The sequence below is a fragment of the Rosistilla oblonga genome (assembly GCF_007751715.1).
GTDB classification, from domain to species: Bacteria; Planctomycetota; Planctomycetia; order Pirellulales; family Pirellulaceae; genus Rosistilla; species Rosistilla oblonga.
This window is the reverse complement of record NZ_CP036292.1, coordinates 5,224,540-5,237,351: the sequence shown is the minus strand read 5'-3', so window position 1 is coordinate 5,237,351 and position 12,812 is coordinate 5,224,540. Positions and strand designations below refer to the sequence as shown.

11 protein-coding genes are annotated in these 12,812 nt (G+C 59.2%); 8 read left to right on the top strand and 3 right to left on the bottom strand.

What is annotated here, in order from left to right; all coding sequences use genetic code 11:
• Positions 1-91: 91 nt before the first annotated feature.
• The 5 genes from leuB to CA51_RS18515 all read left to right on the top strand — a co-directional run bounded on the left by leuB (position 92) and on the right by CA51_RS18515 (position 5,674).
• Complete coding sequence (gene leuB / locus CA51_RS18535) at positions 92-1,162, top strand: 3-isopropylmalate dehydrogenase (protein ID WP_145122696.1); 1,071 nt, start codon at positions 92-94, stop codon at positions 1,160-1,162.
• A gap of 156 nt (positions 1,163-1,318) precedes the next feature.
• Positions 1,319-1,861 carry an ATP-dependent protease subunit HslV gene (gene hslV, locus CA51_RS18530; protein ID WP_145122695.1) on the top strand — a complete coding sequence of 181 codons (543 nt, stop codon included), beginning with the start codon at positions 1,319-1,321 and terminating at the stop codon, positions 1,859-1,861.
• Positions 1,858-3,249, top strand: a complete 1,392-nt coding sequence (gene hslU / locus CA51_RS18525; RefSeq protein ID WP_231745773.1) for an ATP-dependent protease ATPase subunit HslU — start codon at positions 1,858-1,860, stop codon at positions 3,247-3,249. Before hslV ends, hslU begins: the two co-directional genes overlap by 4 nt.
• Before the next feature lie 337 nt (positions 3,250-3,586).
• On the top strand, positions 3,587-4,909 hold the full coding sequence (locus CA51_RS18520) for an adenylosuccinate synthase (RefSeq protein WP_197451300.1): 1,323 nt from the start codon (positions 3,587-3,589) through the stop codon (positions 4,907-4,909).
• Positions 4,910-4,915: 6 nt separating this feature from the next.
• Positions 4,916-5,674 (top strand): isoprenyl transferase, encoded by a 759-nt coding sequence (locus CA51_RS18515; RefSeq protein ID WP_145122694.1) that lies wholly within the window; start codon positions 4,916-4,918, stop codon positions 5,672-5,674.
• 131 nt (positions 5,675-5,805) lie between these two features.
• Here CA51_RS18515 and CA51_RS18510 read toward each other — a convergent pair whose 3' ends face one another.
• Positions 5,806-6,477, bottom strand: coding sequence for a nitroreductase family protein (locus tag CA51_RS18510; RefSeq protein WP_231745772.1), 672 nt, complete (start codon positions 6,475-6,477; stop codon positions 5,806-5,808).
• 45 nt (positions 6,478-6,522) lie between these two features.
• On the bottom strand, positions 6,523-6,984 hold the full coding sequence (locus CA51_RS18505) for a hypothetical protein (protein WP_197451299.1): 462 nt from the start codon (positions 6,982-6,984) through the stop codon (positions 6,523-6,525).
• Positions 6,985-7,343: 359 nt separating this feature from the next.
• Here CA51_RS18505 and CA51_RS18500 point away from each other — a divergent pair, with 359 nt between their 5' ends.
• The 3 genes from CA51_RS18500 (at position 7,344) to CA51_RS18490 (ending at position 12,246) form a co-directional block, all read left to right on the top strand.
• Positions 7,344-8,138 (top strand): hypothetical protein, encoded by a 795-nt coding sequence (locus tag CA51_RS18500; protein WP_145122693.1) that lies wholly within the window; start codon positions 7,344-7,346, stop codon positions 8,136-8,138.
• On the top strand, positions 8,135-9,214 hold the full coding sequence (locus CA51_RS18495; protein WP_197451298.1) for an SAM-dependent methyltransferase: 1,080 nt from the start codon (positions 8,135-8,137) through the stop codon (positions 9,212-9,214). Before CA51_RS18500 ends, CA51_RS18495 begins: the two co-directional genes overlap by 4 nt.
• A 71-nt stretch (positions 9,215-9,285) precedes the next feature.
• The gene (locus CA51_RS18490) at positions 9,286-12,246 is read left to right on the top strand and encodes an FAD-binding and (Fe-S)-binding domain-containing protein (RefSeq protein WP_145122692.1); all 2,961 of its coding nucleotides are present in this window, start codon (positions 9,286-9,288) and stop codon (positions 12,244-12,246) included.
• On the opposite strand, the gene CA51_RS18485 is transcribed toward CA51_RS18490, so the two are convergent.
• Entirely contained in the window at positions 12,243-12,800 is a 558-nt protein-coding gene (locus CA51_RS18485) for a hypothetical protein (RefSeq protein ID WP_145122691.1), read from the bottom strand. The two genes, CA51_RS18490 and CA51_RS18485, sit on opposite strands and share 4 nt — an antisense overlap.
• Positions 12,801-12,812 lie beyond the last annotated feature (12 nt).

Below are 12,812 nucleotides of genomic sequence, written 5' to 3'. Positions count from 1 at the left end.
CGGGGCTTCGGAATTCCAGCGATAGACGCTAAGATTGCTAGCCCAACCGAATCAAAACTCCCCGCCCCCTTCAAACCGAAAGCGAATTGTCTTGAAAGCCAACATTGTTCTGTTGCCAGGTGACGGCATTGGTCCCGAAATCGTTCTGCAAGGCCAACGCGTTCTCGATGCGATCGCGACAAAATTCAATCACCAGTTCACCTATCAATCCTGCCTGATCGGCGGAATCGCTATCGATCAGACCGGCGACCCGCTGCCCCAGCCGACGATCGACGCCTGCCTCGCGTCGGACGCGGTTTTGTTGGGAGCCGTCGGCGGACCGAAGTGGGACGATCCATCGGCTAAGACGCGGCCCGAGGTTGGGTTGTTGAAGATCCGCAAAGAATTGGGGTTGTTCGCGAACCTGCGTCCGATCCAAACGTTTCCCGAATTGGTTGGCGCTTCGCCGCTGCGTCGCGAGATCGTCGAAGGGACCGACATCCTGTTCTTCCGCGAACTGACCGGCGGAATCTACTTTGGCCCCTCCGGCCGCGAAACGATCGATGGCGTCGAACATGCGATGGCGACGATGGTCTACAGCGTCCCTGAAGTCGAACGCGTCGTCCGCCTCGCTGCGGAAGCCGCTCGCGGTCGCGATGGTCGTTTGACAAGCGTCGACAAAGCCAACGTGTTGGAGCCGAGTCGTCTGTGGCGTCAAGTTGCCGAGCGCGTTGTCCGCGAAGAGTTCCCCGACGTGAAGTACGATGTCGTTTTGGTCGATGCGATGGCGATGCATTTGATCAGCCGTCCGAAGGACTTCGACGTTGTCGTCACCAGCAACATGTTTGGTGATATCTTGACCGACGAAGCTTCGATGCTGCCAGGATCGCTGGGCATGTTGCCATCGGCATCGATCGGTGCGGATGGACCTGGCCTGTACGAACCGATCCACGGATCGGCTCCCGACATCGCCGGCAAGGGAATCGCAAATCCATTGGCCACGATCCTCGCCTGTGCGATGTTGCTGCGTTACTCGCTGAAACTGGAAGACGAAGCCGCGGCGATCGAAGCTGCGGTTCGCAAGGTTTTGGCTGCGGGGCATCGGACTCCTGATATCGCCGCGGGCGAAGCTTCGATCGGCACCGAAGCGATGGGCGACGAAGTCCTCAAAGTTCTGGCGTAAGCCGCCGGATCGACGCGATTTTTATGGTGTCAGCACGGCGAGTGCTGGCACCGAGGATGCGGTGCACAGTGCGCCTGGCCAGCCACGGCATCGACTGCGACAATGGATACGTGTCGCAAGCAAATCACAACACCCTCGGATAGCGAATCGTCACTCATGGAACTCCACGCAACCACGATCCTATCGGTCCGTCGAGGCAACAAAGTCGCGATGGGGGGCGATGGGCAAGTAACTTTAGGCACGACGGTGATGAAGTCGGATGCCTGTAAGGTGCGGCGGTTGAACGAAGGCCGCGTCTTATGTGGCTTCGCCGGCGGTGCGGCGGATGCCTTTGCTCTGTTGGAACGCTTTGAAGAGAAGATGCGGGACTATCCCGCCAACGTGCCACGCGCGGCGACCGAACTGGCCAAGGACTGGCGGATGGATCGGGCGCTGCGTCGGTTAGAGGCTTTGTTGGCGGTCGCCGACGGAAAACATTCGCTGTTGATCAGCGGCACCGGCGACGTGATCCAACCGACCGACGGCGTGATCGGGATCGGTTCGGGAGGGCACTACGCAATCGCAGCCGCTCGCGCATTGTTGGCTCATTCGGATCTGTCGGCGGCAGAGATCGTTCGCCGATCGATGGAGATCGCCGCGGATATCGATATCTATACCAATCGCAACATCGTTGTCGAAGAACTGGAGGCCGTATCGTGAGTGATTCGCACAACGTAGTCGATGCTTTGGGCAAGCTGACGCCAGCGGAGACCGTCAAGCAATTGGATCGCTATATCGTCGGCCAGCGGCAGGCCAAGCGAGCTGTCGCGGTGGCGCTGCGGAATCGCTGGCGACGACAGCAATTGAGCGAGGAGATGCAGGGCGAGATCGCTCCCAAGAACATCTTGATGATCGGCCCGACCGGAGTCGGGAAGACCGAGATCGCTCGCCGCTTGGCGCGGATGACCGGCGCTCCGTTTATCAAAGTCGAAGCGACGAAATATACCGAGGTCGGATATTACGGTCGCGATGTCGAGAGCATGGTTCGCGAGCTTGTCGAAAACGGCCTCGGCTTGGTCCGCGAAAAGTTCCAGGATCAGGTCCGCGAAGAGGCGGAGCAGCGGGTCGAGAACCGGTTGGTCGATCTGTTGGTGCCGGGGTCGACTGAACTGCCAAGCCTGTCGCAGGCGTTAGAGGAGTCCGCAACCGAAACCGCCGACGATGCCGAGCAACGCCTGCAGCGAACTCGCGACAAGATGCGGAAGATGCTGCAAGCGGGAAAGCTGGAAGAACGCTTGGTCGAAGTAACGACTCAGTCCAAGTCGGCGCCGATGGTTGTCGGCGGGATGGGCATGGAGAACATGGACATCGACCTGCAGGGGATGTTCGAAAAGATCATGCCACGCGGCTCGCAGAGTCGCGAGATGAAGGTCAACGAAGCCCGTCAGGTGTTGATGGAGCAAGAGACCGAAGCGCTGTTGGACCCCGAGGCGATGAATGCCGAAGCGATTCGGTTGGCCGAAGAACTGGGGATCATCTTTGTCGACGAGATCGACAAAGTGATCGCGACCGACGGCAAAAACGCTGACGTCTCGCGGCAGGGTGTGCAGCGCGATCTGTTGCCGATCGTCGAAGGGACCAGCGTGCAGACCCGATACGGTTACGTTCGCACCGATCACATCCTGTTCATCGCCGCCGGAGCGTTCCATCGCGGCAAGCCGAGCGAATTGATGCCCGAACTGCAGGGCCGGTTTCCGATCCGTGTCGAACTGGATGAATTGACCGAACACGATTTCCTGCAGATCTTGACCGAGCCGAAGAATTCGCTGACGCGGCAATACGAAGCGCTCCTGGCGACCGAACAGGTAACGATCGAATTCCAGCAGGACGCTCTGGCTCAACTGGCTCGTTACGCGTTTAAGGTCAACCAATCGACGCAGAACATCGGGGCTCGCCGGCTGTACACGATCATGGAACGCTTGCTGGAAGAACTCAGCTTCGAAGCGCCCGAGTTGGGGAAGAGCTCCGTCAAGATCGACGCTGCTTATGTTGAACAGCGACTCAACGAGATCGCCGAAGACGAAGACCTCAGCAAATTCATCCTCTAGCCGACGCGTCTCGGCCGACTGGCGACCGCAGCGACCGATTGGATGAACTCGTGCGCACACGTCCCCGTGCGCCCAGATTTCGGCTTCCGCAATCGGAGGCGATTCGGGGGGGGCTGCCTCGCCAACGCTTGGGGGCTGACCCACCAGTTTGGGTAAGAAGAGCCGGTAGCGAGCTTCTTGGCGGTTAGAGGGCGTCCCATGGGGGGCAGATGCTGGAATTGGCGTTCGCCACGACGCAGCCCGTTGTGATTGCGTCGGTCTGGCAATACACTAGTGGGCTTTGGCAATTTTGACGTCGCCCGCCGGGGTGACTTGTATTTTGGAAAGGACCGATTCGGTGCCAGGAACTTGTGTAATAGGGCTGCAGTGGGGCGATGAAGCCAAGGGTAAGCTTGTCGATCTGCTGGCCAAAGATTACGAAATGGTCGTGCGGTACGCCGGCGGGGCCAATGCGGGCCACACCGTCGTTTGCGGCGATGAAACGTACAAACTGCATCATATTCCCAGCGGCATCCTGCATCCTGCGGTCCAGAACATGATCACGCCCGGGGTGGTGATCAATCCAACGACGCTGTTGGAAGAGATCGATGGACTGGCCGGTCGCGGCGTCCGTTGTGCCGACAATATGCGGATCAGCGAACGAGCCCACTTGGTCATGCCATGGCACATGATCGAAGACCGGATCATCAACGAACATCGCGGTGTCGGCAACGAATCGATCGGCACCACAAATCGTGGTATCGGGCCCTGTTATCGCGACAAGGTCGGCCGGACGCATGCGGTTCGGATGACCGATCTGATGCAAGCCGATCGCGACGAGCGAATCGCCGCGGTTGCCGCGCAGAAGTACCGTCTGTTGGAAGGCCTCGGCGCGTCGGCTGATGAACTGGCTAGCGTCGAACCAAGCAAAGTTGCCGCGATCGCTGGCGGTTGGGCCGACCGGCTCCGCGAGTTGACTGGCGACACGACCGAGCCTGTCTTGGCTGCCTGCGAAGCCAACCGCAAGGTCTTGTTCGAAGGAGCCCAGGGGGCGCTGTTGGACATCGACCACGGGACCTATCCGTTTGTTACCAGCAGCAACGCTTCGGGCGTTGGAGTCTGTGCCGGTGCGGGTGTTCCGCCGCGTTGGATTCACGAAGTTGTCGGCGTTTGCAAAGCCTACAGCACACGCGTCGGCGGCGGACCATTCCCGACCGAATTGCACGACGAGGTCGGTGAGAAAATTCGCAAGCTGGGGAACGAGTTCGGCACGACCACCGGGCGACCACGACGCTGCGGTTGGTTGGACGCTGTCGCGCTGCGTTACACGGCGCGGTTGAGCGGCGTGTCGCGATTGTCGTTGATGATGATGGACGTGTTGAGCCATCTGGACGAGATCAAGATCTGCGTCGCTTACGAGATCGATGGCAAGCAGACCAAACACTTCCCTTGCCACGCGGAAGAAGTTCGCCGCTGCAAGCCGGTTTACGAAACGATCCCCGGCTGGAAGATTCCTGTCGACGACGCGCGGTCGTTGGAAGATCTCCCCGAGGGAGCACATCGTTATATCCGTCGCGTCGAAGAGCTGATCGGATTCCCCGTCGGAATCATCTCGGTCGGTCCCGATCGTGCGCAAACGATCTTTACAGAGCAAACAAAGCTGGACTTGGCGATCGCCTAACCCGTGATGTCTCAGGCCGAACCCTCCTCATCGCCCGACGCCGATGCCGAAACCGGCAGCTCGCTTCCACGGCACGTCGCCATCATCATGGATGGCAATGGTCGTTGGGCGCAGCGGCGTGGGCTGCCACGGATCGAAGGGCATCGGCATGGGGTCGACACGGTTCGGCGTACGACTGAAAAATGTGCGGCGCTTGGAATCGAAGCGCTCACGCTGTATTGCTTCAGCAGCGAAAATTGGAAACGGCCGCCGGTCGAGCTCGATTTTTTAATGCATCTGTTGGAGCAATATCTGGTCGAGGAGCGGCGGACGCTGATCGATAACGGGCTGCGATTGAAAATGATCGGCCGCCGCGATCGTCTGCCCGCCGGAGTGCTACGCGAACTGGAAATCACGCAACAATTGTGTGCCGAGCATACGGGGATGCAGTTGGTGCTGGCCGTCGATTACGGCGGGCGAGCTGAAATCGTTGAAGCCGTGCGCCAGCTGGCCGCCAAGGCGCGGCAGGGTGAATTGCAGCCCGATGCGATCGACGAAGCGATGGTTTCCGAACATCTCTATACAGCTGGTTTGCCCGACCCCGATCTGTTGATTCGCACCGGCGGCGACATGCGGATCAGCAACTATCTGTTGTGGCAGATCAGTTACGCCGAACTCTGGGTGACCGATCGCTCTTGGCCCGACTTCCGCGAAGAGGATCTGATGCAAGCGTTGCACGATTTCTCGGGCCGCCAGCGTCGCTTTGGCGGCTTGCTGTCCAGCTAGCCCGCCGCACCGAGCGGTGCGTTCTTTAAACGCTCGAGAAGATTCGATTGGGCAACGTCGCGATCGTCGGGCACTGAGTTTCTCGAGGACCGCGCGTTCTCGAGAACCGCGCGGCCTAGATCCGGCAGCTGTTATTCGGTTTCCCAGCGGACTTTGTCGGCGATCGGATTGCGAGTTCCCGCCGGCCAATCCGCGGCGGGATAACCGAGATAAAACAGACCGAGCATGCGATCCTCGTCGCCCAAGCCGACAAAATCGCGGAGCGCATCGCTGCATGCGGCGGCGTTGGATGACCAGAAGCCGCCCAGCCCAAACGCCGTCGCCGAAAGATGGATGTTCTGGACCGCACAGGCGACAGCGGCGATCTCATCGATCTCGGAGATCTTCTTGCTCGGTTGCCGCTTCATACCGATCGCAACGACCAGCGGCGCGAGCGTCGGGTTGATGGCAAATTTATCGAATTTGTTCTGCTTGAACTCCGCCGGCGGTGTGATCTCGCGATAGGTTTCCGACAGCAGTTTCGCCAATCGCTGGCGTGAATCTCCCGTAAAGAGAGTGAATCGCCACGGTTCGGTCAGGCCGTGGGTCGGTGCCCAGTTGGCATCTTCCAACAGCGTCTGGATCACGTCGCGTTGGATCGGTCGCGAGTCCATCTGAGCGGGCTTGATGGTTCGCCGCTGACGGATCAATTGATGGATAGACGCGTGCTGCATGTTCGGGGCCTGCTGCGGAAAGTTGGGGCTGTACGATTCTGTGAAGGATCGTACCTCAGCCTCCGCTTCGCCAGCAACCTCCGAACGCATTCCGCGTCACCAACATCGTCGCCAACGCCGCCGTCTTCGTGCGGCTCAGGGCTGCGTTGGTCGCTCTTCGGCGATTGCAATCTCCGTCGGTGCAGGCCGTTTAATCGGCTCGCCGATCACCGGTTTCAGCAGACCAATTCGCTGATCCTGCGGCAGCAGTTGTCGGTTGGTCCGCTCGGGGTCGACCTGCGACCAGGTCTCGCGATAGGCGGGGGAGCGAACCTTTCGCAGCACGCCATCGTCGTGCCAGACGCATCGGTAACCGATCGGCTTCCACGATTTCTGGGGCAGTTGTTGCGGGTCTTTGACCAGACGCCAAGCCTTGACGTGAAAGCGATGGTGCGTCTGCGACCACTCGTAGAAGATCACCTGGTCGAACACGTGCCGACCGTGCTCGTCAAAAAAGTGATTCAGTTCGATCAGATCGACTTGTTCGTCCGCCGACTGAGTGCCGGGGATGCCTGCGACAACGACGCCGGCGAACAATAGTAGAGCCATGCCACTCATGAATTTCCTCCGTGAGCAAGTTGCGGTTGCAACAAACCTTCGTGGTGCTCAGATATTCGGTGGCAGGGCGGTCTCTCAATGTTGTAATAACATCTGAGCAATTCAACCTCTATCGTTCGTCTATCGGTCGGTCAAGGTCATGTTAAATACGAAAGCTGCCTGTTTTGCATCAGCTCCCCTCTCGCAAGCCGGCTGTTTTTTCCAGTCTCCCGCGAGGATCAAATCGACTTCGATCTGGTATCCGACCAGCGTTCCTGCTAGCCTCCGCTAGCCTACACGCTCCGCAGCCGATGTTGCTTCGATCCATCGGGGGAGTGGCGCGGAGTGGCAAAACTGGGACTTTTTTCAAAGGGATTGCAATGTTTGCCATAAAACCCATGCATCGCAACGCCGCGATGGTGTTGATGTTCGCCTGTTTGAGCGGCCTGCTTTTGGCTGGTCCACTAGCTGCCCAATCGAGCGAACATCCGACCCTGCGTGCGGAAACCCAAATATATTCGGATGGCCGCAAGCCGTCGTTGGTTGGCGAAACGTTGACCCTGTTTGACGCTGGGGTCGCTTACGACGTTCAATTGCCAGCAAAATCGCAGATCACCGTCTTCGATATCCCCCGATCGAAGATCGTGCTGATCGATACGACGACCCAGCGGCGGACCACGATCAACTGCGACGAACTGGTTCGTTATATGACGGCGCTCCGCCAGCAGGCGCAGGAGACGGGGAAAGCCGCAGCGATTGGAGTCAGCACGCAGCCGATCGGCGATCCCCAGTCGGGGGTCTTTCAGGCCGGATTCCCAGGATTTTTGTACACCGCGGAAACGCAACCCGCCGTCCAGCCGCAGCTTTCGCAGATCTACAACGAGTTCACCGGCTGGGCGACGCGGCTGAATATGTACCAAAATCCCCGCGGGGCCCCCTTCGCTCGACTGGCTCTGAACGAGCAGATGTCGGAGAGCAACGTTTTGCCTAGCAAAATTACGGTTCGCGCGACCGTCGGCGATCAGACGGAGACGCTGCGGTCGGAACATCAATTTAGTCCGATGTTGTCGGTGCAAGACCGGGCGCTGATATCGCAAATCGGTGGTATGCTTGTAAGTTTCCAAGATGTACCCGCCGAACAATTCCGCACCCCTCGGGTTGCGCAAAATGAATGACCAATCAGCCTCCCGCCCCCAATTCGTTCTGTTTTCTCTGTTGCCAACAAGGTTCCGAACCGGCTCTCAAAGCGGAACTCGATGATCGAAAGTGGCGGCTGGCGTTTTCGCGTCCCGGTTTTGTAACGCTCAAAAAGGTCCCCGCCGCCAACTCGGCGGCCGCGTCCGACGATGCCCTTCCCGAGGGGATCTTCATCCGCACCGCGTCGTGGTCGATCGGTAAGATCGCCGGCGAGGAATCCGATCAGTTGGCCAGCCAGTTATCCGAACTGCTGCGTTCGTCGAATCTCCCCAAACCCGATCTGTTGCATCTGTGGGGCCGCGACCGCTTGCCCGTTGGCGAGCGTGGTTTTATGCCGGGCAACGAACCGTTGACCGAAGCTGTCGCCGATTTTCTGGCGGCCAATCTGCACCAACAGGAACTGATCGCTTCGCCAATGGCGAATCAAATCGCTCGTCCCGGCGATCGCGTGTTGGACGTGGTGATGGTCGAATCGAACCAGTGGTGGATCGGTTGGCACGAGGTCGTCAGCGCCGTCGACCGCTGGCCCGGCGGAACGTTCCCGATGAATCGCGACCGCGAAGTCATCTCGCGTGCCTACTACAAGACCTCCGAAGCAATCGCCTGGAGCGGATTTCAGTTGCATGAGGGCGACCAGGTGATCGAGATCGGTAGTGCTCCCGGCGGATCGGTCCAACGACTGTTGGAACTTGGTATGCAGGTGTCCGGAATCGATCCCGCCGAGATGGACGAATCGATCATGGAACACAAAAACTACCGCCACTTCCGCGCCCGTGGCGGCGACATCAAGCGTCATCATTATTCCAAGGCGCGGTGGTTGTTGGTCGATTCGAACGTCAAGCCGGAAAAGACGCTGACGACGGTCGAGAACATCGTGCAGCATCGGGATACTTCGATCGTCGGCATGCTGCTGACGCTTAAGCTGAGTTCGTACGAACGGGCTGCCGATATCCCGATTTGGTTGGATCAGATCCGGTCTTGGGGATACAGCAACGTTCGGGCACGTCAATTGGCGACCGGTCGGACCGAAATCTGTGTCGCCGCGACTGTTTGATAGGGCAACTGGAACAACACCTCTGATTTATGCAGGGCGGCAGATGTCCTGCGAGAGACGATCGAGAATCTATGCACGATAATCTTCAGTCATCGCTAGTAGAACTTCAGTCGCAGATGGACGGAGAGCTGCGGATCGACGCGGTCGCGCGGACTGTCTATTCGACCGACGCGTCGCTGTATCAGGAAACGCCGCTGGCCGTTGCGATCCCAACGACCGAAGCCGACATCCGTCGCTTGATCCTGTTCGCCGGAAAACACAAGATCGGGCTGATCCCTCGCGCCGCCGGGACCTCGCTGGCTGGCCAGGTTGTCGGGGCGGGAATCGTCGTCGACATCTCCCGCCACTTCACGAAGATCCTGGAGATCGATGCGGATGCGGGCTGGGCTCGCGTGCAACCGGGAGTGATTCGCAACGAATTGAACATGGCGCTGCGACCGCACGGCGTGCTGTTTGGTCCCGAGACATCGACGCAGAATCGAGCGATGTTGGGCGGGATGTTTGGCAACAATTCGTGTGGATCGAATTCGATCGTCTACGGCAGCACCCGCGAACATGTGTTGGAAGTCCGTGGCTTCTTGAGCGATGGCAGCGAAGCGACCTTTACCGCGCTCAGCGACGAAGAGTTCCAGGCGAAGTGCGCCCCCGAAAACGATTCGTTGGAATCGCAGATCTATCGCGGGATTCGCGATCTGTTGAGCCAAGCGGAGGTGCGCGAAGAGATCCAACGCGAATTTCCCAAGCCGCAGATTCCGCGACGCAACACGGGATACGCTGTCGATCTGTTGATGGATGCTGCCCCGTTGGCCCCTGCCGATGCGGCGTCCGACAAACAGTTCGACTTCTGCAAACTGTTGGCCGGTTCCGAGGGGACGCTCTTCTTCGCTACCGAGATCAAGGTTCGCTGCACGCCGTTGCCGCCACCGGCATCGGCGCTGTTGTGCCCCCATTTCGAAACGGTCGACGAATCGCTGCGGGCGACGTTGCTGGCCGTCAAACATTCGATCTTCGCGTGCGAACTCGTCGATCACTTTGTGTTGAGCGGTGCGGCGCGGAATATAGAACAACGCGCCAACATGAGTTTTGTCGACGGAACACCGGGAGCGATTCTAGCGATCGAGTTCCGCGCCGAGACCGACGAACAAGCCGTCGCGGCGGCTGATAAATTGGTGGCTGAAATGAAAGCTGCCGGTTTGGGATACCACTTTCCCATCTTGACCGGCGACGACACAAACAAGGTCTGGGATCTGCGGAAAGCGGGATTGGGAATCCTTAGCAACGTCGTCGGCGATGCCAAACCGCTGGCCGTGATCGAAGATACCGCGGTTGCGATCGAGGATCTGCCAGAGTTTATCGCCGAGTTCAATCGACGATTGAAAACCAAACATGGTCTGGAGTGTGTGCATTATGCGCACGCCGGATCGGGCGAGATCCATCTGCGACCGATCATCAACTTGAAGACCGACGCCGGCAACCAACAGTTCCGCGACGTCGCGCAAGAGATCGCCGATTTGGTGAAAGAGTACCGCGGTTCGCTCAGTGGAGAGCATGGCGATGGCCGGCTCCGCGGCGAGTTTCTGCAGCAGATGATCGGGCCGAAGAACTACGAAGTGATCCGGCAGGTCAAACGGTTGTGGGATCCGCAGAACATCTTCAACCCGAACAAGATCGTCGACACGCCGCCGATGAATTCGAGCCTGCGATACAAGCCGGGCCAAGCGACTCCCGACGTTCCAACCGTGTTGGACTTCAGCGGTGTCGAGGGTGTCTTGCGAGCGGCGGAGCTGTGCAATGGTGCGGGAGACTGCCGCAAGACACAGCTGTCCGGCGGAACGATGTGCCCCAGCTACATGGCGACTCGCAACGAACAGGATACGACGCGGGCGCGGGCGAACATGCTGCGGCACGTCCTGACGGCAGCCGATGGCAAGCGGTTCCCGTTCGACAGCGAAGAGGTCCGCGAGGTGATGGATCTTTGTCTGTCGTGCAAGGGCTGCAAGCGAGAGTGTCCGTCGAACGTCGACGTGGCGAAGCTGAAGGCGGAGTTCCAGCAAGGCTATTACGATGCTCACGGGGTTCCGCGACGGGCGAAACTGATCGCCAACTTCGCTCGCAACAGCCAACTGGCAGCCTACGCCCCGTGGATGTTCAACTTCATCGTTCGCAACCGCGTGACCTCTCGGATCTTCAAACGCTTCGCCGGTTTTGCTCCCAAGCGTTCGCTGCCGACGATGCATCGCACGACCCTGAGTCGCTGGTTTGCCACGCACACGCCGCACCCATCCGCCGGACAAAACGGTCGCGTGCTGTTTTTCTGCGACGAATTCACCAACTACAACGATACGCCTGTCGGAATCGCGGCGATCGAACTGCTGGAGCGTCTCGGTTTTGCTGTCGAGATCCCCGAGCATCGCGAGAGCGGACGCGCGGCGTTGTCGAAGGGACTGTTGCGGCAGGCTCGCGACGTCGCCGAAGAGAACGTTCGCCTGCTGAAAGATCGCGTCAGCGCAGACCTTCCGCTGGTCGGGGTCGAACCGTCGGCGCTGCTCAGCTTCCGCGACGAATATCCCGAATTGGTTCGCGGCGAATTGCGGGATGCCGCCGCAAAGATGAGCGAACACTGTCTGATGATCGATGAGTTTTTGGCTCAGCAGATGGATGCCGGGCGGATCAAATCGGATGCTTTCCGCGACGACAAGCGGACGATTCGTCTGCACGGTCACTGTCATCAAAAGGCGTTGACATCCCTGGCACCGACGGTGCGGATGCTTCAATTGCCGCGGAACTACACCGTGCGATTGATCCCATCGGGGTGCTGCGGGATGGCGGGCTCGTTTGGTTACGAGACCGAGCACTACGATCTATCGATGCAGATCGGGGAACTGGTGCTGTTTCCGACGGTCCGCAAGGAGCCCGAGGAGAACCTGATCGCCGCGCCGGGGACCAGTTGTCGTCATCAGATCGCCGACGGCACCGGTCGCAAGGCGGAACATCCGGTGCAGATTTTGCGCGACGCGTTGCTATCGAATTAAGCGGCGTGCCGAATCGTGTGTTCCATCCAAGTGACCACCTTGCTTTGCGTCGCGACTCGCGTCGCTAACAACAGGATCATGAAGACGGCGATCCCCAAGCAGATCGCGTTGGATGTTATGAAAAAGACCACAGCGGCCAGCATGGCGGGGCCTTCCAGCAACGCCGCACCAACGATGTGCGCGGTTTGATAACGGGTCAACATCAACGCTTCGGGTTCGGTTAACGGAGCCAAGGGATCGATCGTCGGATGGTTCGCGTCGTCGCGTAATTTGCGGGCCTCCGACGCGTGTTGTTCCGCCGACCTTCGCAACATCGACGGTAGGACGACCGAGACGACGGTACTCATCACCGCTACGCCCAGGACGACGATCACCAGCGGATCGAGATTGGTTTTGAGGACCGCGTCGTCGCGCATCATCGTCATGACGACAAGGATCACCGCGATGTTGATCGCGCCAAACAACAACGCGATCGAGATGATCTGCATCGTAAGGACGGCTTTGCTGAGCGTCGACGGAAGCGTGTTGTGGCGGTTTCCAAGTTGGGAATTCATGAGATCGACCGT

Coding starts and splice junctions, on each gene's coding strand:
- CA51_RS18485 (WP_145122691.1), bottom strand. CDS start 12,800: ATGAATTCCCAACTTGGAAACCGCCACAACACGCTTCCGTCGACGCTC.
- hslV (WP_145122695.1), top strand. CDS start 1,319: ATGGAACTCCACGCAACCACGATCCTATCGGTCCGTCGAGGCAACAAA.
- CA51_RS18500 (WP_145122693.1), top strand. CDS start 7,344: ATGTTTGCCATAAAACCCATGCATCGCAACGCCGCGATGGTGTTGATG.
- CA51_RS18490 (WP_145122692.1), top strand. CDS start 9,286: ATGCACGATAATCTTCAGTCATCGCTAGTAGAACTTCAGTCGCAGATG.
- CA51_RS18505 (WP_197451299.1), bottom strand. CDS start 6,984: ATGAGTGGCATGGCTCTACTATTGTTCGCCGGCGTCGTTGTCGCAGGC.
- CA51_RS18495 (WP_197451298.1), top strand. CDS start 8,135: ATGACCAATCAGCCTCCCGCCCCCAATTCGTTCTGTTTTCTCTGTTGC.
- CA51_RS18515 (WP_145122694.1), top strand. CDS start 4,916: ATGTCTCAGGCCGAACCCTCCTCATCGCCCGACGCCGATGCCGAAACC.
- CA51_RS18510 (WP_231745772.1), bottom strand. CDS start 6,477: ATGCGTTCGGAGGTTGCTGGCGAAGCGGAGGCTGAGGTACGATCCTTC.